This is a genomic window from Afipia sp. OHSU_II-C1 (genome assembly GCF_000497575.1).
In the GTDB taxonomy this organism is placed as follows: Bacteria; Pseudomonadota; Alphaproteobacteria; order Rhizobiales; family Xanthobacteraceae; genus Afipia.
Genome location: NZ_APJI01000018.1, coordinates 1 through 23,794, shown reverse-complemented (window position 1 = coordinate 23,794; position 23,794 = coordinate 1). Strand labels below are relative to the sequence as shown.

General features: G+C 63.4%; 26 protein-coding genes. 19 read left to right on the top strand and 7 right to left on the bottom strand.

Features of this window, described 5'->3' with window-relative positions:
• Window positions 1-28 precede the first annotated feature (28 nt).
• The 19 genes from I554_RS0120155 to I554_RS26980 all read left to right on the top strand — a co-directional run bounded on the left by I554_RS0120155 (window position 29) and on the right by I554_RS26980 (window position 16,237).
• Window positions 29-364, top strand: coding sequence for a DUF736 domain-containing protein (locus I554_RS0120155; RefSeq protein WP_024578082.1), 336 nt, complete (start codon window positions 29-31; stop codon window positions 362-364).
• A 2-nt stretch (window positions 365-366) separates the two neighbouring features.
• On the top strand, window positions 367-1,131 hold the full coding sequence (locus I554_RS0120150; protein WP_024578081.1) for a lytic transglycosylase domain-containing protein: 765 nt from the start codon (window positions 367-369) through the stop codon (window positions 1,129-1,131).
• A gap of 243 nt (window positions 1,132-1,374) precedes the next feature.
• Window positions 1,375-3,114 carry a VirD2 family relaxase/mobilization nuclease gene (locus tag I554_RS0120145; protein ID WP_024578080.1) on the top strand — a complete coding sequence of 580 codons (1,740 nt, stop codon included), beginning with the start codon at window positions 1,375-1,377 and terminating at the stop codon, window positions 3,112-3,114.
• 24 nt (window positions 3,115-3,138) lie between these two features.
• Window positions 3,139-5,121 carry a conjugal transfer protein TraG gene (locus tag I554_RS0120140; protein WP_024578079.1) on the top strand — a complete coding sequence of 661 codons (1,983 nt, stop codon included), beginning with the start codon at window positions 3,139-3,141 and terminating at the stop codon, window positions 5,119-5,121.
• A gap of 5 nt (window positions 5,122-5,126) precedes the next feature.
• On the top strand, window positions 5,127-5,573 hold the full coding sequence (locus tag I554_RS0120135; RefSeq protein ID WP_009337882.1) for a CopG family transcriptional regulator: 447 nt from the start codon (window positions 5,127-5,129) through the stop codon (window positions 5,571-5,573).
• A 60-nt stretch (window positions 5,574-5,633) separates the two neighbouring features.
• Window positions 5,634-5,894: an AbrB/MazE/SpoVT family DNA-binding domain-containing protein gene (locus I554_RS0120130; protein ID WP_024578078.1), complete on the top strand. Its 261-nt coding sequence runs from the start codon at window positions 5,634-5,636 to the stop codon at window positions 5,892-5,894.
• On the top strand, window positions 5,891-6,298 hold the full coding sequence (locus I554_RS0120125) for a type II toxin-antitoxin system VapC family toxin (protein WP_024578077.1): 408 nt from the start codon (window positions 5,891-5,893) through the stop codon (window positions 6,296-6,298). The genes I554_RS0120130 and I554_RS0120125 overlap by 4 nt, the downstream gene beginning before the upstream one ends.
• Before the next feature lie 244 nt (window positions 6,299-6,542).
• Entirely contained in the window at window positions 6,543-7,523 is a 981-nt protein-coding gene (gene trbB / locus I554_RS0120120) for a P-type conjugative transfer ATPase TrbB (protein WP_024578076.1), read from the top strand.
• The gene (locus tag I554_RS0120115; protein WP_024578075.1) at window positions 7,520-7,852 is read left to right on the top strand and encodes a TrbC/VirB2 family protein; all 333 of its coding nucleotides are present in this window, start codon (window positions 7,520-7,522) and stop codon (window positions 7,850-7,852) included. The genes trbB and I554_RS0120115 overlap by 4 nt, the downstream gene beginning before the upstream one ends.
• Entirely contained in the window at window positions 7,852-8,133 is a 282-nt protein-coding gene (locus I554_RS0120110; RefSeq protein WP_009337888.1) for a VirB3 family type IV secretion system protein, read from the top strand. Before I554_RS0120115 ends, I554_RS0120110 begins: the two co-directional genes overlap by 1 nt.
• A gap of 13 nt (window positions 8,134-8,146) precedes the next feature.
• Entirely contained in the window at window positions 8,147-10,585 is a 2,439-nt protein-coding gene (gene trbE / locus I554_RS0120105; protein WP_024578074.1) for a conjugal transfer protein TrbE, read from the top strand.
• Window positions 10,582-11,337 carry a P-type conjugative transfer protein TrbJ gene (gene trbJ / locus I554_RS0120100; protein ID WP_024578073.1) on the top strand — a complete coding sequence of 252 codons (756 nt, stop codon included), beginning with the start codon at window positions 10,582-10,584 and terminating at the stop codon, window positions 11,335-11,337. Before trbE ends, trbJ begins: the two co-directional genes overlap by 4 nt.
• A gap of 10 nt (window positions 11,338-11,347) precedes the next feature.
• Window positions 11,348-11,635 (top strand): putative entry exclusion protein TrbK-alt, encoded by a 288-nt coding sequence (gene trbK-alt, locus I554_RS0120095; protein WP_024578072.1) that lies wholly within the window; start codon window positions 11,348-11,350, stop codon window positions 11,633-11,635.
• A 3-nt stretch (window positions 11,636-11,638) separates the two neighbouring features.
• Complete coding sequence (gene trbL, locus I554_RS0120090) at window positions 11,639-13,018, top strand: P-type conjugative transfer protein TrbL (RefSeq protein ID WP_024578071.1); 1,380 nt, start codon at window positions 11,639-11,641, stop codon at window positions 13,016-13,018.
• Window positions 13,015-13,704: a conjugal transfer protein TrbF gene (trbF, locus tag I554_RS0120085; RefSeq protein ID WP_024578070.1), complete on the top strand. Its 690-nt coding sequence runs from the start codon at window positions 13,015-13,017 to the stop codon at window positions 13,702-13,704. The genes trbL and trbF overlap by 4 nt, the downstream gene beginning before the upstream one ends.
• A gap of 8 nt (window positions 13,705-13,712) precedes the next feature.
• On the top strand, window positions 13,713-14,684 hold the full coding sequence (trbG, locus tag I554_RS0120080) for a P-type conjugative transfer protein TrbG (protein ID WP_029659395.1): 972 nt from the start codon (window positions 13,713-13,715) through the stop codon (window positions 14,682-14,684).
• Window positions 14,681-15,838: a TrbI/VirB10 family protein gene (locus I554_RS0120075; protein WP_024578068.1), complete on the top strand. Its 1,158-nt coding sequence runs from the start codon at window positions 14,681-14,683 to the stop codon at window positions 15,836-15,838. The genes trbG and I554_RS0120075 overlap by 4 nt, the downstream gene beginning before the upstream one ends.
• A gap of 2 nt (window positions 15,839-15,840) precedes the next feature.
• Window positions 15,841-16,080 carry a DUF2274 domain-containing protein gene (locus I554_RS0120070; protein ID WP_009337896.1) on the top strand — a complete coding sequence of 80 codons (240 nt, stop codon included), beginning with the start codon at window positions 15,841-15,843 and terminating at the stop codon, window positions 16,078-16,080.
• Between the two features lie 28 nt (window positions 16,081-16,108).
• A complete protein-coding gene (locus I554_RS26980; RefSeq protein WP_152527740.1) occupies window positions 16,109-16,237 on the top strand; it encodes a DUF2274 domain-containing protein in 129 nt (42 codons plus the stop codon).
• A 1-nt stretch (window position 16,238) separates the two neighbouring features.
• Here I554_RS26980 and I554_RS0120065 read toward each other — a convergent pair whose 3' ends face one another.
• The 7 genes from I554_RS0120065 to I554_RS0120035 all read right to left on the bottom strand — a co-directional run bounded on the left by I554_RS0120065 (window position 16,239) and on the right by I554_RS0120035 (window position 23,717).
• The gene (locus tag I554_RS0120065; RefSeq protein WP_029659394.1) at window positions 16,239-17,135 is read right to left on the bottom strand and encodes a LysR family transcriptional regulator; all 897 of its coding nucleotides are present in this window, start codon (window positions 17,133-17,135) and stop codon (window positions 16,239-16,241) included.
• Window positions 17,136-17,187: 52 nt separating this feature from the next.
• The gene (locus I554_RS0120060) at window positions 17,188-19,833 is read right to left on the bottom strand and encodes an ABC transporter permease (protein ID WP_024578067.1); all 2,646 of its coding nucleotides are present in this window, start codon (window positions 19,831-19,833) and stop codon (window positions 17,188-17,190) included.
• On the bottom strand, window positions 19,830-21,233 hold the full coding sequence (locus I554_RS27380; RefSeq protein WP_024578066.1) for an ATP-binding cassette domain-containing protein: 1,404 nt from the start codon (window positions 21,231-21,233) through the stop codon (window positions 19,830-19,832). Before I554_RS27380 ends, I554_RS0120060 begins: the two co-directional genes overlap by 4 nt.
• Before the next feature lies 1 nt (window position 21,234).
• Entirely contained in the window at window positions 21,235-21,822 is a 588-nt protein-coding gene (locus I554_RS0120050) for a hypothetical protein (RefSeq protein WP_024578065.1), read from the bottom strand.
• Window positions 21,823-21,905: 83 nt separating this feature from the next.
• The gene (locus I554_RS25750; protein WP_024578064.1) at window positions 21,906-22,505 is read right to left on the bottom strand and encodes an undecaprenyl-diphosphatase; all 600 of its coding nucleotides are present in this window, start codon (window positions 22,503-22,505) and stop codon (window positions 21,906-21,908) included.
• Window positions 22,506-22,550: 45 nt separating this feature from the next.
• Entirely contained in the window at window positions 22,551-22,811 is a 261-nt protein-coding gene (locus tag I554_RS0120040; RefSeq protein ID WP_024578063.1) for a hypothetical protein, read from the bottom strand.
• Between the two features lie 93 nt (window positions 22,812-22,904).
• Window positions 22,905-23,717 carry a membrane protein gene (locus I554_RS0120035; RefSeq protein ID WP_029659391.1) on the bottom strand — a complete coding sequence of 271 codons (813 nt, stop codon included), beginning with the start codon at window positions 23,715-23,717 and terminating at the stop codon, window positions 22,905-22,907.
• Between the last annotated feature and the right edge of the window lie 77 nt (window positions 23,718-23,794).

Here is a 23,794-nt window from a genome sequence, read left to right as displayed (position 1 = left end):
ACTTCACCGCTCATGAAAGGAGCCTTCAATGGCGCAGATTGGTCAATTCACCCGCACCCCGTCCGGTTATTCCGGACATATCCGCACGCTCTCGCTCGATCTCGACCTGACCTTCGTTCCGGCCGAGAACGCCGATGTCGAGAACGCGCCGGCCTATCGCATCCATCTTGGCGACGAGGACGGACCGGAAGTCGGCGCGGGATGGAAGCGCACCGGCGATCGCGCCGGGCCGTTCGTTTCGGTTGTCCTCGACGATCCCGTCTTTCAGCAGCCGATCCGCGCCCGCCTGTTCCAGGCGGACGAAGACGGCCGCGAGTGGAGCCTGCACTGGACCCGTCAGAAGAAACGCGACGAGCAGGAATGACCATGGATAATTCCTGCGTTCGTTTCGCGATCAGAAGATGCGGCGACCGCCGCCGCATCTTCCTCCTTCTTCTTTCCGGCCTGATCTTCTCCGCAGCCGCAGCGCCTCATGCTTTGGCGCAGAACTCTCGTCCGGTCCGCGCCGCTTCGATCAACGTCCATGCCGCACACCTCTCCGAAGCCGCGCAGCGCTTCGGCATTCCGGTGCGCTGGATCGTCGCCGTCATGCGCGGCGAAAGCGCAGGCGATGTTCGCGCCGTGTCCTCGGCCGGCGCAGTGGGCCTGATGCAGATCATGCCCGACACCTGGGCCGAACTGCGCACCCGCTATGGTCTCGGCCGCGATCCCTATACACCGCGCGACAACATTCTCGCGGGCGCTGCGTATCTTCGCGAGATGTGGGATCGCTACGGCGACATCGGTGCGATGCTCGCTGCCTACAACGCCGGCCCCGCACGCTATGATGAGCACCGTGCAACCGGGCGCCCGTTGCCTGCCGAAACGCGCGCCTATGTCGATTTTCTTGCGCCCGCGCTGCGCGGCGAGCGTCCATCGAAGGGTGCGTCGACGGCGGCGCGACCGTTCGACTGGCGCGAGGCGACACTCTTTGTCGTGAGCGTGTTCAGCGATTCCGCCGCCAATGCCGCGCCACGGGAAGGCTCGCCGGACAAAGCCCGCCCACCCGTTCCGGCAACATCCGACGCGCTTGCCGCGCTCCAGTCGAGGGGGCTGTTTGTCGCTCCCAGTACCGATGGAGGTCGGCCATGACCGGCTGCGCGGCAATTCGCATCCCCGCGTATGCCGGCGTGTCATGGAGGGCGCGGAGGGTGGGGGCAGGCGCAACAACCGACCGATGGCGAGATAAAAAGGCGCACGGTGCGCCTCGGTCGAGTGGTTGTTTCTGCTTGTTTTTCTGGCGCGTTCCGCGCCGTGCGGCGCTCGCCCGCACCGTGCGCTTCGCACTCATCTCTCTCTTTTCACAAGCAGTTTTGCACCGTGCGGGGTTTCGCCATGACCGATGACCGCGAGTTCCGTGTCCGTCCGGGGCGCATCCGCTCGACACGCGCCCAGCAGGCCCGCCCGTTCATCGCACAGGCGTTGGCCGCCGCGCAGAAGGCCGGAGGCCGCGTGTCGCGCTCCGGCAGGATCACGCCCGGCAACCGCTCGCGCTTCGGGCGCGGCCAGCGCGCCAGCATCCAGGCCAATCGCCTGCTGACCGGCCGCTCGCGCATCGTCGTCATCAAGACCCGCGTTGTCCGCCACACCGCACGCTCCGCACCGCTGGGCGCGCATCTGAACTATCTGCACCGCGACGGCGTGACCCGTGACGGGGAGAAGGCGCGGCTGTTCGGCCCGGAGAGCGACGACATCGACGCGCGCGCCTTCGCCGATCGCTGCGAGAACGACCGGCATCATTTCCGCTTCATCGTCTCGCCCGAGGACGCCGCGGATATGGCCGACCTCAAAGCACACGCGCGCGAGCTGATGGGGCAGATGGAAAAAGACCTCGGCACGAAGCTGGATTGGGTCGGCGTCGATCACTGGAACACCGACAACCCACACCTTCATATCATCCTGCGTGGCCGCACCGACGACGGCCAGGATCTCGTGATCTCGCGAGACTACATCAAGGAGGGGATGCGTGCCCGCGCCCAGGATCTCGTCACCCAGGAGCTGGGGCTTCGCTCGGATTTCGACATTCACCGCACACTCGAAAGTCAGATCGAGGCGGAACGGTGGACGCAGCTCGACCGTCAGCTTGTCCGCGACGCCGGCAAATCCGGCATCATCGATCTCGCCCCGCGCGCCGACCGCCAGCCCGACGAGTTTCATGCGCTGAAGGTCGGCCGGCTGCGCACCCTCGAAGTCCTCGGCGTCGCCGGACAGGTCGGGCATTCGCAATGGTTCATCAAGCCGGAAGCCGAGACCGTCCTGCGCGAACTCGGCGAGCGCGGTGACATCATCAAGCGGATGCACCGCGCGCTCACCGAACGCGGCATCGAGCGCGGCTCGGCGAACTATGTCCTGGCCGGCGAAAGCCTCGACGTGCCCATCGTCGGCCGCCTCATCGAACGCGGCCTCGATGACGAGCTGAAGGGCACGGCCTACGCCGTTGTCGACGGGGTGGATGGCCGGACCCATCACATCAAGCTGCCGCATCTCGACGCCGCCGGTGATAGCCGGCCCGGATCGATCGTCGAGCTGCGCACCTTTGAGGATGCGCGCGGCGAGCGTCGTGTCGCGCTGGCGGTGCGCGCTGATCTCGATATCCAGGCCCAGGTGAATGCAACCGGTGCGACCTGGCTCGACCGCCAAGCTGTCGCTCGCGATCCCATCGCTCTCTCCGAAGGAGGCTTCGGCGCCGAAGTGCATGAGACGATGGACCAGCGCGCCGAGCACCTGATCGGTGAAGGGCTCGCCGAGCGCCAGAATGGGCGCGTCGTCTTCGCCCGCCGGCTGCTTAACACCTTGCGCGATCGGGAACTGAGCGCGCTCGGCGAGAAGCTCGCGACCGAGACCGGCCTTCCGTTCAACCGCGCGGACAGCGGCGAATATGTCGCCGGCTCCTATCGCCAGCGTTTCACGCTCGCCTCCGGCCGCTTCGCCATGATCGACGACGGCCTCGGCTTCCAGCTCGTGCCCTGGTCGCCCTCCCTCGAAAAGCAACTCGGTCGCCACGTCTCCGGCGTCGCCCGCGACGACGGCGGCATCGACTGGGATTTCGGCCGCAAGCGCGGGCTCGGCCTCTAGCGCCAATCGGAAAGGAACATCGCCATGTCCGGTACCAAAATCCTGTGGGGACCGATCGCCGTCGTCTTCCTCATCGTGCTCGTCACCACATGGGGCGCGACCCAATATGTCGCCTGGAGTCTCGGCTATCAGGCGCAGCTTGGCCACCCGTGGTTTAAGCTGCTCGGCGTGCCCGTCTATTTTCCCCTCGCCATTATATGGTGGTGGTACTTCTACGACGCCTATGCGCCGGGGATCTTCGCGACGGGCGGGATCATCGCAGCGTCCGGCGGCATCATTGCCATCGCTGTCGCCATCGGCATGTCGGTCTGGCGGGCGCGCGAGCAGAAGAATGTCGCTACCTATGGCTCGGCGCGCTGGGCCGAGAAGCCTGAGATCAAGGCCGCGGGTCTGCTCGATCCCGATGGCGTGGTGCTCGGCCGCTACGAGCATGAGTATTTGCGCCACGATGGCCCGGAGCATGTGCTGTGCTTCGCGCCGACCCGATCGGGCAAGGGCGTCGGCCTTGTCGTGCCGTCGCTTCTGACCTGGCCGGGCTCGGCCATTGTTCACGACATCAAGGGTGAAAATTGGATTCTAACCGCAGGCTTCCGGTCGCAGCACGGCCGGGTGCTGCTGTTTGATCCGACCAACCCAAAATCATCGGCCTATAACCCTCTGCTCGAGGTGCGGCGCGGCGAATGGGAAGTGCGGGACGTCCAAAACATCGCCGACATCCTGGTCGATCCGGAAGGATCACTCGACAAGCGCAACCATTGGGAAAAAACCAGCCACTCGCTTCTCGTCGGTGCGATCCTGCATGTTCTCTATGCCGAGCCCGACAAGACGCTGGCGGGCGTCGCCGGCTTCCTCTCCGATCCGAAACGCCCGGTCGAATCCACGCTGCGCGCCATGATGAAGACCGCGCATCTCGGCAAGGCGGGACCGCATCCCGTCGTCGCCAGCGCTGCGCGCGAGTTGCTCAACAAATCCGACAACGAGCGCTCCGGCGTGCTGTCCACCGCCATGTCGTTTCTCGGCCTCTACCGCGATCCTGTCATCGCGGAGGTCACGCGCCGCTGCGACTGGAGAATCCGCGACATCGTTGGCGGCGAGCGGCCAACCACGCTCTACCTCGTGGTGCCGCCCTCGGACATCAATCGCACCAAGCCGCTGATCCGGTTGCTGCTCAACCAGATCGGTCGCCGCCTGACCGAGGATCTGCAAGCGAAAGCCGGACGCCATCGCCTGCTACTGATGCTGGATGAATTTCCCGCCTTGGGGAGGTTAGATTTTTTCGAGACCGCGCTGGCCTTCATGGCGGGCTACGGATTGAAGAGCTTCCTGATTGCGCAGTCGCTAAATCAGATCGAGAAAGCCTACGGGCCGAACAATTCGATCCTCGACAACTGCCATGTGAGGGTGAGCTTCGCCACCAATGACGAGCGAACGGCCAAACGTGTCTCCGATGCCCTCGGCACAGCGACCGAGATGAAGGCGATGAAGAACTATGCCGGGCACCGGCTGTCGCCTTGGCTCGGCCATCTGATGGTGTCGCGCTCGGAAACTGCCCGCCAATTGCTGACGCCCGGCGAAGTCATGCAGCTTCCGCCGACCGACGAGATCGTCATGGTCGCGGGCATCCCGCCGATCCGGGCGAAGAAGGCGCGCTATTACGAGGACGCCCGCCTCCGGGAGCGTGTGCTGTCGCCACCAGAGCCGAAACGTCCCAACACAAACCGTCTCGACGATTGGAGCACCCTGCCGATTCCGGCGCGACCGGAGCCGGATGAGTCGCAATCGGCAAAACGATCCGACGACGATGACCCGACGCAATCCGAACGCCGGCTGCAACACGAACTCCATCGCGTGAAGCCGGTGGAGAAGAAGGCGCCGATCGACAACGAGTTCGAGCCGCCCGACGATACTGACGAGGGCGACGCTGTGCGCAATCGACGGATGCTCCGTCAGATGCAGGGTCTCGCCCGGCAGGTCTCGCTCGATCCCGGCGACAACATGGAGTTGTGAACGCCGTGGCCAACATCAGGAAGAAGACGAAATTCACAGTCTATCTTGATCCCGATGTCACCAGGTCGCTCGCCGATTTCGCCGCGCGCCGCGATCAGTCGCAGTCGATGATCGCGGAAGCCGCGATCGCCTCGTTCCTGTCGCCGGACGATGCCGAGCGTCGCGAAGCGGTCGTTGCCAAGCGACTCGACCAGCTCGATCGCCGCATGGCACGGCTGGAGCGCGATGTCGGCATTGCTGTCGAGACCCTGGCGGTGTTCGTCCGATTCTGGACCACCACCACACCTGCCTTGCCAGAACCCGCCGCGCAGGCCGCGCGTGCCCTCGCCAGCAAGCGCTATGAAGCCTTCATCACCGCGCTCGGCCGACGCCTCGCCAAAGGGCCGAAGTTGCGGCAGGAGATTTCGGAGGATGTCGATACGGCCGGAGCCGGTCATGAAGCGGAGGGATAGCGGCCTTGTAGGGATCGGGGTTAAGGCGTATATACAGTCTCGTATCTACGGGAGGTTGCCATGCCCCACATCGCCAAGGTTTTCCAGTCCGGCAACTCTCAGGCCGTGCGGTTGCCGAAGGATTTTCGTTTCACCGTCGATGAGGTCGAAGTCTCACGCGAGGGTGACGCCGTGATCCTGCGTCCGCGGCCAGATGCCTCCGGACGCTGGGCGTCGCTGCGGGCGGCCGTCGAGCGCGGCTTTAGCGCGGATTTCATGGCCGAAGGCCGAGAGCAGCCAGACGAACAGAAGCGTCCCGATCTCGACCGGGCGTTTCAATGACGACATGGCTTCTCGACACCAATGCTGTCATCGCGTTGGTGACGCGCCGGTCGGAGGCGCTCTTGCGCAAGGTTGAATCCAGCGAGCCTGGCGCGCTCGCGGTTTCTTCCGTGGTCGCCCATGAACTCTACTTCGGCGCCTATTGCAGCCAGAGAGTGGACTTCAACCTCGAAACGCTTCGCCTGCTCTTTACGGATCTCGAAATTCTCGACCTCGAGCGTGACGATGCGCGGGCGGCCGGCGAGATCAGGGCGGAGCTTGCGCGGCGCGGCACGCCGATCGGCCCCTATGACGTCCTGATCGCCGGTCAAGCGATGGCGCGCGGCCTGCCGCTCGTCACCAACAACACCGCCGAGTTCGAGCGCGTCGCCGGATTGCGGCTGGAGGATTGGACCAAGGATTGATGCTCGCAGCAACGCAGTTGCTCGGCCATCTGTCGACAAAGTCCAGATCCGCGCAGGTCGCTGATTCGAAATCCATTCGCTCACACAAAGACCCGCGGGCACAGGCGACACCGCCGTTCTCCTGTATTTGCACGCTACGCTGCTACTACGACCGAAATTTGTTGAACGAACCCGACTTGAGTCTCTTTTAGTCATCCCCATCCGGGGACCTGTCTGTCGCGCCCCGTGAGGAAACGGGGCGGGTATGACTTCCAACCACCATAAGCCGGAAGCGATCGCACGCGGCGCGCGCATGTTGCGCACCGCGCTTGGACCGGCGATCGCGCGGTTTCTGGAAGACCCTGTCGTCGTCGAAGTGATGCTGAACCCGGATGGGCGATTGTGGATCGACCGCCTCTCCGAAGGGCTGGCCGACACCGGCGAGACGATGTCGGCGGCTGACGGCGAACGCATCGTCCGCCTGGTCGCACATCATGTCGGGGCGGAGGTTCATCCCCGCTCGCCGCGCGTATCGGCCGAACTGCCGGAGACCGGCGAACGCTTCGAGGGTCTGTTGCCCCCCGTCGTCGCAGCGCCCGCCTTCGCCATCCGCAAACCGGCCGTCGCGGTGTTCACGCTCGATGACTATGTTGCCGCCGGCATCATGACCGTCGATCAAGCGGAAACGCTGCGCGCGGCCGTCGCGTCCCGCGCCAACATCCTCGTCGCCGGCGGCACTTCGACCGGGAAGACCACGCTGACAAACGCGCTGCTCGCCGAAGTCGCGAAGGGCGCTGATCGCGTCGTTATCATCGAGGACACCCGCGAGCTGCAATGCGCCGCGCCTAACCTCGTCGCGATGCGCACGAAGGATGGCGTCGCGACACTCTCCGATCTCGTGCGCTCGTCGTTGCGCCTCCGCCCCGACCGCATCCCGATCGGCGAGGTACGCGGCGCGGAAGCGCTCGACCTCTTGAAAGCGTGGGGGACGGGACACCCCGGCGGCATCGGCACGATTCACGCCGGCACCGGCATCGGCGTGCTGCGCCGTCTCGAACAGCTCATCCAGGAAGCCGTCATCACCGTTCCGCGTGCGCTGATCGCGGAGACCATCGACCTCGTTGCCGTCCTCTCCGGCCGCGGCTCCGCGCGCCGGCTTGCCGAACTGGCCCGTGTCGACGGGCTCGGTCCCGATGGCGACTACCGCATCACTCCAGCCACCCCGAACACAGGAGAATCCGAATGATTCGCACTACGATGCGCGTCCGCCGTTTGATAACGACGGTCGCCGCTTTCACCTACGCCAACCTCGTCCTTGTGCCCGCCGCTCAAGCCTCTGGCTCGTCCATGCCGTGGGAACAGCCACTGGAAAAGATCCTTCAATCAGTCGAAGGACCCGTCGCCAAGATCGTCGCCGTCATCATCATCATCGTCACCGGCCTGACGCTGGCGTTCGGCGATTCGTCCGGAGGCTTCCGTCGCCTGATCCAGATCGTGTTCGGCCTGTCGATCGCCTTCGCGGCGTCGAGCTTCTTCCTGTCGTTCTTCTCGTTCGGCGGCGGAGCGCTCGTCTGATGGCGGTGGCTTTCGAACAACTCGACGCCGTGCCGGGATTTACCGCTCCCGTCCATCGGGCGTTGACCGAGCACATCATGCTCGGCGGCGCTCCCAGAAGTATCGCCATCATGAATAGCACGCTCGCCGGCGCAGTCGGCCTCGGCCTGCGCCTCTGGCTGGTCGGCCTCGTCATCTGGGCGATCGGTCACTTCGCCGCCGTCTGGGCGGCGAAGCGCGATCCGCTGTTCGTGGAAGTCGGGCGAAGGCATCTGCGCATCCCGGCTTTTCTGGCGGTGTGAGGGAGACACGCACATGATGAATCTTGCCGAATATCGTCGCACCGCTTCTCGCCTTGCCGACTATTTGCCCTGGGTCGCGCTCGTTTGTGAGGGCGTCGTCCTCAACAAGGACGGCAGCTTCCAGCGCACGGCGCGCTTTCGCGGTCCCGATCTGGATTCCGCCGTGGCCGCCGAGTTGGTCGCGGTCGCCGGCCGCATCAACAACGCCTTCCGCCGTCTCGGCTCAGGCTGGAGTATCTTCGTCGAGGCGCAGCGCCATGAGGCCGCGACCTATCCGAACAGCACGTTTCCCGATCCGGCTTCCGCTCTGGTCGATGCCGAACGCAAGGCCGACTTCGAGGAAGCGGGCGCGCATTTCGTGTCGAGCTACTTCCTCACGTTCCTCTATCTGCCACCGGCCGAGGAAGCGGCGCGCACGGAAGCCTGGCTTTACGAAGGCCGCGAACGTGCCGGCGTCGATCCATATGAAATCCTGCGCGCCTTTACCGATCGCACCGACCGCGTGCTGGCGTTGCTTGACGGTTTCATGCCGGAATGTACTTGGCTCGACGATGCGGAAACGCTGACCTACCTGCATTCCTGCGTTTCGACGAAGCGTCATCGCGTCCGCGTGCCGGAAACGCCGATCTATCTCGACGCGCTACTGACCGACCAGCCGCTGACCGGCGGCCTGGAGCCGCGCCTTGGCGACCAGCATCTGCGCATCCTCACCATCGTCGGGTTCCCCACCACGACGACGCCCGGTCTGCTCGATGAGCTGAACCGGCTGCCGTTTCCCTATCGCTGGAGCACGCGCGCGATCCTGCTCGACAAGCTGGAGGCGACCAGGCTGTTGACGAAGATCAGGCGGCAATGGTTCGCCAAGCGCAAGTCGATCGCAGCCATCCTGAAAGAGGTGATGACCAACGAGCAATCCGTGCTCGTGGACACCGACGCCGCCAACAAGGCGGCCGACGCCGACGTCGCGCTGCAAGAACTTGGCGCCGATGTGGCAGGCATGGCCTACGTCACCACGACGATTACAGTCTGGGATGCCGATCCTCGCCTTGCCGATGAGAAACTGCGCCTCGTCGAGAAGGTGATCCAGGGTCGCGACTTCACCGCCATGATTGAGTCGGTGAACGCAGTCGATGCCTGGCTCGGCTCGCTGCCGGGGCACGCTTATGCCAACGTCCGCCAGCCGCCGATATCGACGCTCAATCTCGCCCATATGATCCCGCTCTCCGCAGTGTGGGCGGGGCCGGAACGCGACGAGCACTTCGGCGCACCCCCGCTGCTTTACGGCAGGACCGAGGGAAGCACTCCGTTCCGGTTTTCCCTCCACGTCGGCGATGTCGGTCACACGCTCGTCGTCGGGCCGACCGGCGCGGGCAAATCCGTGCTGCTCGCGCTGATGGCTTTGCAGTTCCGACGCTACGACCGATCGCAGGTGTTCGCCTTCGACTTCGGCGGTTCGATCCGCGCGGCTGCCCTCGCCATGGGCGGCGACTGGCACGATCTCGGCGGCGGACTGACCGAAGGCTCCGACACTTCCGTGGCGCTCCAGCCGCTCGCCCGCATCCATGACACTTACGAGCGAGCCTGGGCGGCGGACTGGATCGTCGCCATCTTGATGCGCGAGGGCGTCGCGATCACGCCCGAGGTGAAGGAGCATCTTTGGACGGCATTGACCTCGCTCGCCTCCGCGCCGGTCGAGGAACGCACCATTACCGGCCTCACCGTGCTGCTCCAGTCGAACGACCTGAAGCAGGCTTTGCGCCCATATTGCGTCGGCGGTCCCTATGGTCGGCTGCTCGACGCGGAATCCGAGCATCTCGGCAATTCGCGTTGCCAAGCGTTCGAGATCGAGGGTCTCGTCGGGACCGGCGCGGCGCCTGCTGTGCTCGCTTATCTGTTCCATCGCATTGGCGACCGCCTCGACGGCCGCCCGACGCTGCTCATCATCGACGAGGGCTGGCTCGCCCTTGATGACGAAGGCTTCGCCGGGCAGCTCCGCGAATGGCTGAAAACCCTGCGCAAGAAAAACGCCAGCGTCATTTTCGCCACCCAGTCGCTCAGCGACATCGACAATTCCGCCATCGCGCCGGCCATCATCGAGAGCTGCCCGACGCGGCTGCTGTTGCCGAACGAACGCGCGATCGAGCCGCAGATCACGGCGATCTATCGCCGTTTCGGCCTCAATGACCGCCAGATCGAAATCCTCGCGCGGGCGACGCCGAAGCACGACTACTACTGCCAGTCGCGGCGCGGCAATCGTCTGTTCGAGCTGGGCCTGTCCGATATCGGGCTCGCGCTCTGCGCCGCGTCGTCCAAGTCCGACCAGACGCTGATCGCGCAGATCGTCGCCGAGCACGGCCGCGATGGCTTCCTCACGGCATGGCTCAACGCTCGCGATGTGAGCTGGGCGGTCGATCTCATTCCCAACCTCATCAACAAGGAGACGTCCTCATGACCCTGCGCCAGTCCTGTGCAGCGCGGCTCGCTATCGCGCTGCTTTCCGCGCCGATCATAATTTCGCCCTTCCTCGTCACGACCGCACACGCGCTCATCGTGTTCGATCCGTCGAACTATGCGCAAAACGTGCTGACCGCCGCGCGCGCTCTTCAGCAGATCAACAACCAGATCACCAGCCTGCAAAATCAGGCACAGATGCTCATCAACCAGGCGCGCAACCTGGCGAGCCTGCCGTATTCGGCGCTCCAGCAACTTCAACAGAACGTCCAGCGCACCCAGCAGCTCCTAAGTCAGGCCCAGGGCATCGCGTTCAATGCGCAGCAGATCGACCAGGCGTTCCAAAAACAATACGGCAATGTGGCGATGTCGGCGAGCGATCAGCAACTCGTCGCCGATGCCCGTACCCGCTGGCAGAATACGGTTGGTAGCTTGCAGGACGCGATGCGCGTGCAAGCCGGCGTGGTCGGCAACATAGACGGCAATCGCACGCAAATGGCCACGCTCGTCACCCAGAGCCAAGGGGCGACCGGCGCGTTGCAGGCAACGCAGGCCGGCAACCAGATCCTCGCGCTCCAGTCGCAGCAGCTTTCCGATCTCGTTGCGCTTCTGTCGGCCAACGGTCGCGCGAGCGCGCTGACCGAGGCCGAGCGTGCCACCGCGGCCGAACAGGCGCGCGAGCAACGCCGCCGCTTCCTCACGCCGGGTTCGGGCTACCAGCCTGGCAATGCGCAGATGTTCAACGGCAACTGAGGGCGCGCGCATGGACGGCAAGTTGCTGGCGCGGATTGGCGCGATCGTCTTCGTCGCGACCGCCATCACAATGACGGTGATCGAGCTTACTCGCAAGGACGACGCACCGGCAGAGCAGCCGCCACGGCTGATCCAGCCCGAGCGCGATCCGGTGCGCGAGGGCCAGCTTCGGTGCCAGGAGCTTGGCCAGCAGGCTGCGAGCGACGCGGAATGTCTGCGCGTCTGGACCGAAACCCGCAACAGATTCCTCGGCCACAGGTCGGTATCCACGTCGCCGACGTCCAACGGAAGGCGGTGAACCATGAGCGGCGCGGGCGTCATCGACAATTTCCTCGGGGTATTCACCCGATACATCGACTCCGGCTTCGGGCTGTTGTCCGGCGAAGTCGGCTTCATCGCCACCACGCTGATCGTCATCGACGTGACGCTCGCGGCCCTGTTCTGGAGCTGGGGCGCGGACGACGACATCATGGCGCGATTGGTGAAGAAGACACTCTTCGTCGGCGTCTTCGCCTATCTCATTTCCAACTGGAACAATCTCGCGAAGATCATCTTCGACAGTTTCGCCGGCCTTGGTCTGAAGGCGAGCGGCACCGGCTTCACCGTGCAGGATCTGCTCCGCCCCGGCAAGGTCGCGCAGACCGGCCTCGATGCTGCGCGGCCGCTGCTCGAATCCATCTCGCCATTGATGGGCTGGATCGCAGTGTTCGAGAACCTGATCCAGATCGCCTGCCTGCTGTTTGCTTGGGCGCTCGTCATCCTCGCCTTCTTCATTCTGGCGATCCAGCTTTTCGTGACGCTGATCGAGTTCAAGCTGTCCACGCTTGCCGGATTCGTGCTGATCCCGTTCGGCCTGTTTGGCAAGACTGCCTTCATGGCCGAAAGGGTCCTGGGAAACGTCGTCTCGTCCGGCATCAAGGTACTGGTGCTCGCCGTCGTCATCGGTATCGGCTCGACGCTGTTTAGCCAGTTCACGCAAGGATTCGGGGGCAACACGCCGTCCGTTGACGACGCGATGGCCATTGTTCTTGCTGCCTTGTCGCTCCTCGGTCTCGGCATCTTCGGCCCCGGCATCGCCAACGGCCTCGTGTCCGGCGGCCCGCAACTCGGCGCCGGTGCAGCCATCGGCACCGGCCTTGCGGTCGGAGGCGCTGCCCTTGCCACTGGCGGCGGCGCGATGCTGGCGGCGCGAGGTGGAGCGGCAGCTCTTTCCGGCGGCGCGGCAGCAGTGCGTGGCGGCGCTGCCGCGGCAGGGGCCTCGTCGTCGGCTTACACGCTCGGTTCGCTGGGGCAGTCAGGCGCGGCCGGCGTAGCTTCCGGACTCGGCGGTATTGCTCGCGCAGCCGGCTCCGTAGCCGTTTCGCCCCTTAAGCGTGCCGCCGCGCGTGCCGCCGACAGCGTTAAATCAAGCTATGCGGGCGGTGCCAAAGGTTCGTTCGCAGCGACCGGCGGCTCCTCGACCATGGGCACGGTCGGCGGCGGCGCGGCAGCCGCTAATGACGCCTCCATCTCCGCCAGCGCATCGGCCAGCGCTCCGAACACTCCGCCAGCTTGGGCGCAACGTATGCGGCGCGGCGGACACATGAGTCATGCCGTCCAGACTACCGCACATGCCGTCCGCTCCGGCGACAGCCATGGCTCCGGCTCTTCCGTCAATCTTTCCGAAAGCGATCGCAAATGAGTTTCTTCAAACGACCCGCCACGCATTACGGCAAGTCACCTCAACCGGAAACGCCCTATCAGCGTGCAGCGCAGGTCTGGGACGAGCGCATCGGCTCCGCCCGCGTTCAGGCCCGCAACTGGCGCGCTATGGCCTTCGGATCGCTGATCCTCTCGGCCGGCTTCGCCACGGCGCTCGTCTGGCAATCGGCGCGCGGGATCGTCGTTCCCTGGGTGGTGCAGGTCGATAAATTCGGTCAGGCGCAGGCCGTCGCGCCAGCAACGGCCGATTATCGGCCGACTGATCCGCAAGTGGCGTGGCATCTCGCGCGCTTCATCGAGCAGGTCCGTTCGATCCCTGCCGATCCTATCATCGTCCGGCAGAACTGGTTGCGCGCCTACGAGTGGACGACGGATCGCGGATCGGCGGCGCTCAACGACTATGCGCGCGCCAACGACCCCTTCGCCAAGGTCGGCAAGCAGCAAATCGCCGTCGATGTCTCTAGCGTCATTCGTGCGTCGCCGGATAGCTTCCGTGTCGCCTGGACCGAACGCCGTTACGAGAGCGGCCAGCTCTCCACCACCGAGCGCTGGACCGCGATCCTGACCATCGTGATCCAGCCGCCGCGTGACGCTGACCGGCTCAAGGCCAATCCGCTCGGAATTTATGTCAACGCAATCTCATGGTCGCGGGAGATGAGCCAATGAGCTGGCCAATGATCCGCAGAAGCGGAAAGCCGCCTTTCCGTAAATCCGTAGTGGCTGCTTTGCTGCTTTCTGGCTCCACGCTCGCCGGGTGCGCCACACTGCAAAGGCCGCCGCAGATCAGCTACGACTCCAATGTGCCGGCCCTTCCGGCGTTGCCCGCATCCGTCACCGACGATCGGCCAAAGCCGCTGCATATCCCGCCGGCCTGGACGCCGACGCGCGGCGGAGCGGCGGCCAACACGCCGACCGCACGCGTCGAAAGCGCCAACGCCGCCGCCCGCGTCCAGCCACGCCGCGAAGGCTATTATAACGCCATCCAGATTTATCCCTGGAGCGATGGTGCGCTCTATCAGGTCTATGCCGCACCCAGCCAGATCAGCGACATCGCGCTCGAGCCGGGCGAGAATCTGACTGGCGCCGGACCGATCGCCGCCGGCGATACCGCGCGCTGGATCATCGGCGATACCGAAAGCGGGTCTGGCGACACGCGGCGTGTCCATGTGCTGGTGAAGCCGTCGCGCGCCGACATCACCACCAATCTGGTCATCACGACCGATCGGCGCACCTATATGCTCGAACTGCGCTCCGGCCCGAAACCCTACATGCCGTCCGTGTCGTGGGCCTATCCGCAACTGCCGGCCGGGCAGCGGGCGAGCGTCCCGGCAGCGCCGGTTATCCCCGCCGCGGCAGCACGCAATTATCGCTACGGTCTCTCCGGCGACAATCCGCCGTGGAAGCCGATCGCAATCTATGACGACGGCAGGCGCGTCTATGTCGAATTCCCGCGCGGTATCGTGCAAGGCGAAATGCCGCCGATCTTCGTCATCGGCCCCGACGGCGAGGCGCAGATCGCAAACAGCCGCATCTATCGGAACATCCTGATCGTCGATCGCCTGTTCGGCGCGGCCGAGCTGCGCCTTGGTGGCGGCGACAAGCAACAGACCGTCAGGATCGTCCGAACCGATGGAAGGCCGTCATGAGCGAAAATAATGAACCGACCGCTGCCGCCTCGATGCGGCTTCGCGCGGAGCCGCCGCGCGTCACCCGCCTGTCGCGCAAGATGCTCGGGAGCATCGGCGTCGTCGCGTCCCTCGGTATCGGCGGCGCGCTGATCTACGCCCTTCACACGCGCGATGCAGGCAATAGCGGCCAGGAACTCTATTCCACCGCCAATCGGCAACCCGCCGACGGTCTCGCTGGCCTGCCGCGCGACTATACCGGCCCGGTGCTCGGCCCGCCGCTGCCCGGCGATCTCGGCCGTCCGATCGTCGACGCACAGAACAAGGGACAGCCCGTCGTGCCGCCGTCCATCACGACGCCGGCGGTCGATGAAGCCGAACAGCGCCGACGAGCCGAGGAAGAGGCTGCCCGGACGTCGCGCGTCTTCTTCCAGACCGCGCCGGGCCATACGGCGACGGTCGGGACACAGCCAGATATGACCATGCCGGCTCTCACGGGACTCGGTCTGACAGGCCAGCCCGCTAAGCAGACCGCGCAGGATAAGCAACTCGCTTTCCTCAACGCCGCCGTCGATCGGCGCACGACGTCGTCGGATCGCGTCATGGCTCCGGCATCGCCCTATGTCCTTCAGGCCGGCGCCGTCATCTCCGCCGCCCTGATCACCGGCATCCGCTCCGACTTGCCTGGCCAGATCACGGCGCAAGTGACGGAAAATATCTACGACAGTCCGACCGGTCGCATCCTCCTTGTGCCGCAAGGCACGCGAGTCATCGGCCAGTACGACAACAACGTGCAGTTCGGCCAGCGCCGCGTCCTGCTTGTCTGGAACAGGCTCATCCTGCCGAATGGCCGCTCCATCGTTCTGGAACGCCAACCGGGCGCAGACGGCCAAGGCTACGCCGGTCTCGAGGACGGCGTCGATTATCACTGGTGGGATCTCGCCAAGGCCGCCGGCCTGTCGACGCTGTTGTCGGTCGGAGCCGAGCTTGCCGTCAGTGACGAGAACCGGCTGCTCCGCGCCATCCGTAATGGCGGTCAGGACACCATCAACGATGCGGGTCAGCAAATCATCCGCCGCCAGCTACAGGTCGCGCCGACACTCACCATCCGGCCGGGCTTCCCGGTCAGGATTGTCGTCACCCGCGATCTCGTCCTCGAACCCTACAGGAGTTGACCATGGCCAAGTTGAAACTCGGTCACATCGCCGACGACAAACCCGTGAAAGTGACGCACGAATTGCCTGCAACGGTCTTTCGGGACTTGAAGCTCTATGCCGAAATCCTGGCTCGCGACACGAGCCAGCCTGTCGCCGACCCCATCAAGCTCATTGGGCCCATGCTCGAGCGATTTATGGTTACGGATCGGGAGTTCATAAAAGCGCGACGCTCTTCTCGGTCTCCAAAGGCATCCACCTAGATTTCTAGCCCTCGGTTGAGCGTTCACGTTGCTGATTTCGTCACCCGCAGAACCCGTTCGCCTGATCGGGCCGATGCTGGAGAGGTTCATTGCGACAGATCGGGCTTTGCGAAGGCGAAGCGCCGGTTCCAAAGCAGGACGCCTGATTTCAACCTGATTCATCGATTGGCCATCGACCGTGCAAGGCTTAACAATCGCCGGCAGGCAGGATTGTCATTTCCCGGCGACCGCACAGCAGAAAATGGAAGGATTTCGTTTGCAACCGGTCGATAGACGATGCCGGGAAATCGCACGACCGTGGTGGCTTCGCTGGTCAGTGTCAATCCGCGTCCAATCGCTACGAGCGCCAGCATGTTGTCACGTCCAACATATTGCAGATGGATATCGGGATGATGGCCGAGACCGGCCAGCCGTTGCACCAGATAGTCGCGGATCTCCTGCCCAGGTGCACCGTCACTGACGATAAAGGATTCGTGGGCGAGATCGGGCCAATCGAGCCTGCTTTTGGCAGTTAGCGGATGGTCGACTGGTAACACTACAAAGACGCGCTCAAACCAAAGATTTTCCGTCTCACACCCCGACCACTCAGATGTCCCAGTGATAAACGCGACGTCGAGCCGAAGCTGTCGGATGGCAGCTACATGTTCAGGCGGGTTGCCGTCGATCAAATCGATCAGAACGCCTGCGTGATCTCTGTCATATGCGCGCAGCAGGTCAGCCAAGAAGCCGGAAGCGAGCGAGGAGAAAATACCGATCCGGATTCGTCCTTCGTCGGAGCGGCCAATTGCGCCAACCTCTTTGGAGCCATCGTCGATCTGCTGGAGTGCCGTGCGTGCTCGGCGTAAAAATCGCTGGCCGGCAAGCGTCAGGAATACACCGCCGCTATATCGCTGGAACAACGATGCGCCAAGTAGATCTTCCATGTCGCGGATACGCCGGCTAATCGCGGATTCTTGAATCGAAAGCGTGTCGGCCGCTTTACGAAAACTGCCATGCTCTGTCGCCGCTACGAAATAGCGCAAATGACGAATTTCGATTTTACGAGCAGAATTCATTGCGCTGCCTACCCACGCTTCGTTCCTTGCAATTGCGGTTTCCGATCTTTGTTCAGCTCCGCAACTCCCGAGCTATCCCATCCTTTGTCCAGGCACTTTGCGCGAGGACGGACAGTGCGACCGCAGCAATCGCGCCAACAAACATGAAGCTCAAGGAACCCAATGGGAAATTCAGATAATCTGGCGGAGGGTCGAATACCCCGCTCAGCAACCGCACGAGCATCCAGGCATCGATCACACCGATGAGCGCGCCAGCCGGAAGGCCGATGCCGGCGACAATCAGCGTTTCGCTCCAGATGAAGGAGCGAACCTCGCGGCGTGAGGCACCGAGCGAGAGCAGAATTGCGTTCGATTTCGTTCGTTCTGATTGACCAAGCCAGAGAATCAGCCCGGTAGCCATTGCTACGAATAGCGCGGCGAATCCGAGTTCCACTGCACCGAGCGTGGCCAAGTCGACAGCCGTCAGACTTGAGCCGATGAGATGTGCGGCTTGAGAGATGTCTGTGACTTTCAGTGGTGGAGACGTCCCCAGCGATTCCCGGATACGTTGAGCCAACACGGCTGTAGAACCGTCGGCTCTAATCAGAACTGTTTCCTCCTGGTTTGCACCGGTTTGGTCCGCGACGTAGCGAGCGTTGGCGACCAGAAAACTATCGCGTGGCGCGGTTGGAAATTCCTTCACGACGCCTACGAGATGGAATGCGACAGTTTTTTCCGAACCGTCCGCGGCACGCATGCGCAGATTGAGCAGATCGCCAATCGCGAGTTGAAAGTCGTTCACCGTTTCTTGCGATACGAGGATACCATCGCGTTGTCGCGAAAGCCGCGCCAACGCCTCGCGAGCGCCAATATTCGAGAAGTATCCATCGACGATATCGGTTGCGTTCGTAATCCTGACAGGGTCGATACCGAACAGATCCTGAAGATCCTTGCCGACATACGCGAAGCGATGCTGCATCGGCTCCGCCGCGAGAACACCGGTAATGGTCGATATGCGGCTCAACGCCGCTCCGGCGGGGATCGCCGTAGTCCCGGTCACCGCCACGTCGGCGCCTGTCGTCAACCGGGCGTCGACAAGCTGCTGGCTGCGATAGGTCGAATTGAACACTGTCGTCGCCACCGCAAATGAAGCCGCAATCGCGATGAGCGCCATGCCGGAGGCAAGCCTGCTCCGCTGCCTGATCAGAGAGGAACTGGTCAACGTCGACAGACGACCGGACAGCGGTGATAGCATCTTTGGCAGCCAGGAGCCGGCCCGCCGCAACAGCGCGCGGCCGAGCCGTATCGTCACGAGGCCGGCGCCGAGCCAAAACAGAAGCGGCGCAAGAAACGCGGTATAGTCAACTGCCGTCGAAGCAACGCCCTCCGGCGCCAACACGAGTTGATACCCAGTAGAGGCCGAGCGCCAATAGATAAGCGCCGCGAGCAACAACAGCACAATGTCAAGTTTGCCGCGCTCCCATGAGGCCGCATGTTCGATTGGAAGCCACATCCGGCCCGAAACGCTCGACTGGCGTAAGTCAGCCACTACGGGGCCGATCACGGCAAGACTGGATACGGCAATGGCCGCAAACGCAGTCACGCTCAGCCAAGCCGCCGTTCCATAGATGCCGACGTCGACATGCAAAGCGAGTCGCGACAAGGCTATCGACGCCGCGACACCGAAAGACACCGCGAGGAGCGACACGACCATTGTTCCGACCGCAACCAGCGACACCACCTGCGCCGCTCCCGCGCCACGCAATGACAGCAGCGCAAAGTCGTGCCGGCGACGGACGCTGTCAGCGCGCACGACCGAGATCGTCAGCAAGAGCGCCAGAACCACACCCGGCAATCCGAGAAACAGGAGCAGAATGCGCGCCAGCAGCGCATCTTGCCGCACCGCGTCCAGACGTGCCGAAATGTTGTCGCCAACCACGGCCTCGCCGGCCGCGCGCACTTCAAAATTCTTCGCCATACCGGTCGTCGTCGCGAATGCGACATCCGGCGCGGCAGGCAGACGAGCGTGATCGAGACCGACGTGAAGTTGAAGCCGAGCGCCGCCGCCAGCCAGGCGGGCCGCCTCTCCAAAATGCGTCCGCCAGATTGGATCGGGAAGCATAATGACGTTATCAGGCGGAGCGGTCGGTGACGCCCCGCGTTGCGGGCCGATGACCTGAAACAACGCATCTGCATTGGGAAGATCGATGATGCCGGCGACAGTAACGTCGAATGGCGCCGCGCCAACCGATGCCACAGTGACGATGCTGCCCACCGTCGCGTGCAGGTTGGCCGCCGTCTGCTGAGCGAGCAGCACACCGCTGGATGCGCCCAGTAGAGGTCGAATCTGGCCGGGGAAGAGCAACTGATAATCTGGCGGCAAACCGAGAACCTGGCCCGATCCTGTGGTTTGGGTTGATTCTCTGGTCTTGGAACTCAGTGCGACGGTGTCGGCATAGCCGATCGTCGCGACCGCGCGGACCGGCGCGGCATCGCGCAGCTTCTTCGTCAGTTCCCCCGGGTTTGCGCCCGGAACAAGCGCGACCTGCCAGTCGACGGGTACGGCGGAGAGCGCGCGGGACGTCATTGTTCTCGCGCTCGAAATGCCAAACACGCCGATTAGACCAATGAGTGCCGTGGCGCAGGCAATCCCGGCTCCGGCGGCCAATAAATGACGCCAGCGCGCGGTGACGGTGCCCTTCAACCAGAGCCTAATCATGCCGCATCTCTTTCATTTGGACTGACGGCCAGGCGGCCGCGCTCGATGGTCCATTGTTCCTCCATCTCGACAGCGACAGCCTGATCATGCGTGGCCACAACAAGCGTGGCCCCGATGGCGGCGACCGCCTTCAAGAGAGCGGCAACGACCTCATGTGCGGTCGCGCGATCGAGTTGCCCCGTCGGCTCGTCGGCCAGCAATAATTTGGGACGTGTAACGAGCGCGCGGGCAATCGCAACACGCTGCATCTGCCCGCCAGACAACTGATCGGGGAGCTTTTCGGCGAGATCGGAAATCGACAAGCTATGCATGACTTGCATCGGATCGAGAAAATCGACTGAGTTGCTGCCGGCGAGTTCGAGCGGTAGACGAACATTCTCGATAACACTCAAAGCAGGAATGAGCGAAGGCGCTTGGAAGACCATGGCGATCTGTTGCGGCCGCAATGGCCGTGATTCGTCAAATCCCGGCCAACTCATCGACCCGGGCTGGTCCGCATCGACCAGCCCCGCCATCAGATTCAACAAAGTTGACTTGCCGCTGCCAGAGCGGCCCACCAATGCTATGCTTTGGCCTGCGCGAATACTGAAATCGACCGACGAGATCGCCCTGAAACTCCGGTCGCCAGACGCAAAACTGCGAGAAAGGTCGTGCGCTGCGACCAGGATAGCGCCGTCACGCTGCTCTCGAATCGATCGGTTGACTTTGGGAACGCCGTCTGTTGCGGCGAGCACATCCGCCGCGATGATTCGGCCGTCCACGATCCTAACGATGCGGGTGGCTTGAGCTGCTATCGCTTGACTGTGAGTGGCGATCAAGGCTGCGGCCCCGTCGCATCGCCGCATTTCGAGCACATCGAGAATCATGCGTTCGGTTTCCGAATCGACCTCCGCCGTTGGCTCATCTGCCATCAACAGAGGCGGGTCGTTGGCGAGGGCGACGGCAAGCCCGGCTCGTGCCGCCTCACCACCCGACAGGGTCTGCGGCCGTGCATGGCGACGCTCCGACAGTCCGACAAGACTCAAAAGCTCGCCGATCCGCTTTTCGCTATCCTTTGCGCCTCCGAGTTCCAATTGCAGGCGAATGTTTTCGGATACACTCAAGTGGCCAAACAGGTTGCGCGACTGCGCAAGAAACCCGATACAGCGCCCTCGCAGCGCCGCGCGCTCGTCCTCGGCGTGCCGTGTCATGCACTCGCCATCGATGGTAACCAGTCCGCCGTCTGGATCGTCGAGTCCTGCGATACACGCCATGAGAGTCGATTTGCCGCTCCCAGATGCTCCGACGAGAGCGACTGTTTCGCCGCGATCGACGCGGAGACTGGCGCCGCGCAAAGCCCGCACTTCGGTTTCGCCGACATGAAAGAAACGATACAGGTCGTCAGCCACCAGCAGGGTCATGTCACTTCCACCGAAACGATTTACTCATCAATGTCCATTGATCGACATTGTCCGCGCCGGCCGGCGCCGAGAATGTGAGTTCAGCGAGCTTCCCGTTGCGCGACAGATAAAAGCGTTCGCTTTCGAGCCGGATCTGCTTGTTCGTGACCGGGTTCGGGTCCGAATTCGACGTATAGACGACCTTGATCGCCGACCCTGCGGGCAGCTTCACTTGCTCGGTCCTCAGGACCTTGACCGCGCGCCCGCTTCTTTCGAGATCTGCAATCTGCTGTGCGCGCAGAATGTCGATCGTAAGCGGCGATGTCGATGGTCGGATGGTGAGTTCGATGCGGCCATATTTGTCCGCAAAGATCGCACCTTCCTTCGTATCCGTCCGAGCCCACCCTTCCGGAACCTTCAAAGCCGCACCTTGCGTCGCCTCGAAAGTAACGAACTGCTGATTGTCAGGAATGTCCCCTGGCGGATTGATTTCCGGCGCGATGGCTCTTTCCTGCGCTGCGGCCGGAACGACGATCCCAATCGCCGGTGCGAGGATGAGCACCAGTCCGATCGCGTGCAAGCGCCGTCTGGTTAGAGGCGAAGATGTCATGGAAAGCTCCTGTTTTGTCGTAACGCAACAAGCCGATGCAGAAGCTCTAACAACGAAGAATGAGCACGAAATGAGCGCGCAGCTCAGTTTTTGCGTTTGCTTAGGAGGTCGAGGGGAAGGCTGTAGAGCTTCTCGGCCAGGTCCGTACCGAGGTCGCGCCAACGATTCAACGAGGACCGGTTGACGCCGTAGGCGGTCACAAGACCGAGCACTGCAGCGCCGACGATGTCGAGCGGATAATGCGCACCTAGATATATGCGCGACCAGCCAACGGCGCAGGCAACCAGCAGCAACGCCAGCCAAACGCGCTTCAGCCAACCCGGTCGCGTCAGGAGCAGCGACCAGGCGAGCGTAAAGAGAACGATCGCGTGGTCGCTCGGAAACGAGCTGTCCGCCGCGTGATGCAAATAGTTGCGCGCCAGGCCGTCCATGAAAGGACGCGGATGAAAATAGACGGATGAAATCCCGGCGGCCAAAGCCAGCGCCAGAAGCGCACTAAGACAGGCTCCCACGGCAGCACGCCGATCCTGCCTGTCGCCCAGCACCCAAAGCAGAATTAGCGCCGCTGGGCCGGTGAAAATCGCCCACTCGGCGAGCACGAGCGGAAGCAGAAACGCGCCGCCGGAAAGATCCGGCGACGCGACCATCCATTCCAGCCAAGACCGATTGAGAGTGTCGAGCATGGAACGAGACCTTGGAAAGAGTGCAACCAGCGAAACGCCCAGGCGCTATTTCATCTTGAGGCCCGCCTTGCTCAGCCCTTCGGCGACCGCCGCATGACATGTTTTGTCGTCGTCTTTCTTCAGCGCGGCCACCGCCTTGGTCTTCGCCACGTCGAGAGCCGCCTTGGCGGGCGCGGCGAGATTCGGCGTCGTGAACGCGTGCTCGAGTTGCTTGAGATCGCTTTCGCAATCGGCCCGCGCGGCCGACGTGGCGGCAATCCCGATTGCGGCGGCGAGGATGGCGGTCTTGATCAGCGATTGTGTCATTGAAGTCTCCTGTTTGTTGATGGGCCGTCGATTGTTTCGCTCGCATGAGCGCCAGGGCTGGAGCGGCGCCGGTCACCAGCCTCGATCTGGTGATCAGGCTTCAGCGGAGCGTTTCGCGCCGACGTTCGCAGGGACACTCTCGATGCGATCGGCCTTGGTGACGGTCAGAAAGACGACCAACGCAAGGATGGCGCTGAGGAACAGCAGGCTGGTGTTGACCGTGCCCCATCCCAGGCCGTCGGCAATGACCGGCTTGGCGAGGAAGTCGCCGACCGATGCGCCGAGCGGGCGGGTCAGGATGTAGGCGATCCAGAAGGCGAGCACCGCGTTCATCCGGGCAAAGCGATAGAGGCCAAAGGTCGCCGCAATCATCGCGGCGAACACGACCGCCGCCGGACCGTATCCGAGGTTGAACCGCTCGGCCATGAGATCGCCGGCCGAGGTGCCGAGCGCGAAAGTAAACAGGATCGCGGCCCAGTAAAAATATTCGCGCCGTCGCGTGACAATCGTGTGGATGGAGAGCGTCCGTTCGCTCAGATACCAGAGCGTGAAGACCGCAGCCAGAATGATCGCGAACGCGGTCGACGTGGTGACGAGGTTAATCCCCATGCCGTCGACGAGATTGTCGGAGATCAGCGTTCCCACGACGCTGATCAGGACGACAGTGAGCCAGTAGGGCGTGGGAATGTAGCGACTGGCGCGCAGCTGCACCACGAGGGCGGCGACGAAGGCGCCGGTCATGATCCACGACGTAACCGTGAGCCCCAATCCGAGGCGGGTGGAGAGCAAATCGGCGGCGGTTTCGCCGACGGTCGTCGCAAGGATTTTGATGATCCAGAAGTAGACGGTGACTTCCGGCACCTTGTTCAGCAACGTCCGCATCCGCACATCCGAACTGTGGGTCATGATCTTCCTCCGATGCCGCCTCCCGGTGTCGACCGACACTGGCGCGCTTGCATAAAACCCGATGAAATCTCGCGTGC

Coding starts and splice junctions, on each gene's coding strand:
- I554_RS0120155 (WP_024578082.1), top strand. CDS start 29: ATGGCGCAGATTGGTCAATTCACCCGCACCCCGTCCGGTTATTCCGGA.
- I554_RS0120150 (WP_024578081.1), top strand. CDS start 367: ATGGATAATTCCTGCGTTCGTTTCGCGATCAGAAGATGCGGCGACCGC.
- I554_RS0120145 (WP_024578080.1), top strand. CDS start 1,375: ATGACCGATGACCGCGAGTTCCGTGTCCGTCCGGGGCGCATCCGCTCG.
- I554_RS0120140 (WP_024578079.1), top strand. CDS start 3,139: ATGTCCGGTACCAAAATCCTGTGGGGACCGATCGCCGTCGTCTTCCTC.
- I554_RS0120130 (WP_024578078.1), top strand. CDS start 5,634: ATGCCCCACATCGCCAAGGTTTTCCAGTCCGGCAACTCTCAGGCCGTG.
- I554_RS0120125 (WP_024578077.1), top strand. CDS start 5,891: ATGACGACATGGCTTCTCGACACCAATGCTGTCATCGCGTTGGTGACG.
- trbB (WP_024578076.1), top strand. CDS start 6,543: ATGACTTCCAACCACCATAAGCCGGAAGCGATCGCACGCGGCGCGCGC.
- I554_RS0120115 (WP_024578075.1), top strand. CDS start 7,520: ATGATTCGCACTACGATGCGCGTCCGCCGTTTGATAACGACGGTCGCC.
- I554_RS0120110 (WP_009337888.1), top strand. CDS start 7,852: ATGGCGGTGGCTTTCGAACAACTCGACGCCGTGCCGGGATTTACCGCT.
- trbE (WP_024578074.1), top strand. CDS start 8,147: ATGATGAATCTTGCCGAATATCGTCGCACCGCTTCTCGCCTTGCCGAC.
- trbJ (WP_024578073.1), top strand. CDS start 10,582: ATGACCCTGCGCCAGTCCTGTGCAGCGCGGCTCGCTATCGCGCTGCTT.
- trbK-alt (WP_024578072.1), top strand. CDS start 11,348: ATGGACGGCAAGTTGCTGGCGCGGATTGGCGCGATCGTCTTCGTCGCG.
- trbL (WP_024578071.1), top strand. CDS start 11,639: ATGAGCGGCGCGGGCGTCATCGACAATTTCCTCGGGGTATTCACCCGA.
- trbF (WP_024578070.1), top strand. CDS start 13,015: ATGAGTTTCTTCAAACGACCCGCCACGCATTACGGCAAGTCACCTCAA.
- trbG (WP_029659395.1), top strand. CDS start 13,713: ATGATCCGCAGAAGCGGAAAGCCGCCTTTCCGTAAATCCGTAGTGGCT.
- I554_RS0120075 (WP_024578068.1), top strand. CDS start 14,681: ATGAGCGAAAATAATGAACCGACCGCTGCCGCCTCGATGCGGCTTCGC.
- I554_RS0120070 (WP_009337896.1), top strand. CDS start 15,841: ATGGCCAAGTTGAAACTCGGTCACATCGCCGACGACAAACCCGTGAAA.
- I554_RS0120065 (WP_029659394.1), bottom strand. CDS start 17,135: ATGAATTCTGCTCGTAAAATCGAAATTCGTCATTTGCGCTATTTCGTA.
- I554_RS0120060 (WP_024578067.1), bottom strand. CDS start 19,833: ATGATTAGGCTCTGGTTGAAGGGCACCGTCACCGCGCGCTGGCGTCAT.
- I554_RS27380 (WP_024578066.1), bottom strand. CDS start 21,233: ATGACCCTGCTGGTGGCTGACGACCTGTATCGTTTCTTTCATGTCGGC.
- I554_RS0120050 (WP_024578065.1), bottom strand. CDS start 21,822: ATGACATCTTCGCCTCTAACCAGACGGCGCTTGCACGCGATCGGACTG.
- I554_RS25750 (WP_024578064.1), bottom strand. CDS start 22,505: ATGCTCGACACTCTCAATCGGTCTTGGCTGGAATGGATGGTCGCGTCG.
- I554_RS0120040 (WP_024578063.1), bottom strand. CDS start 22,811: ATGACACAATCGCTGATCAAGACCGCCATCCTCGCCGCCGCAATCGGG.
- I554_RS0120035 (WP_029659391.1), bottom strand. CDS start 23,717: ATGACCCACAGTTCGGATGTGCGGATGCGGACGTTGCTGAACAAGGTG.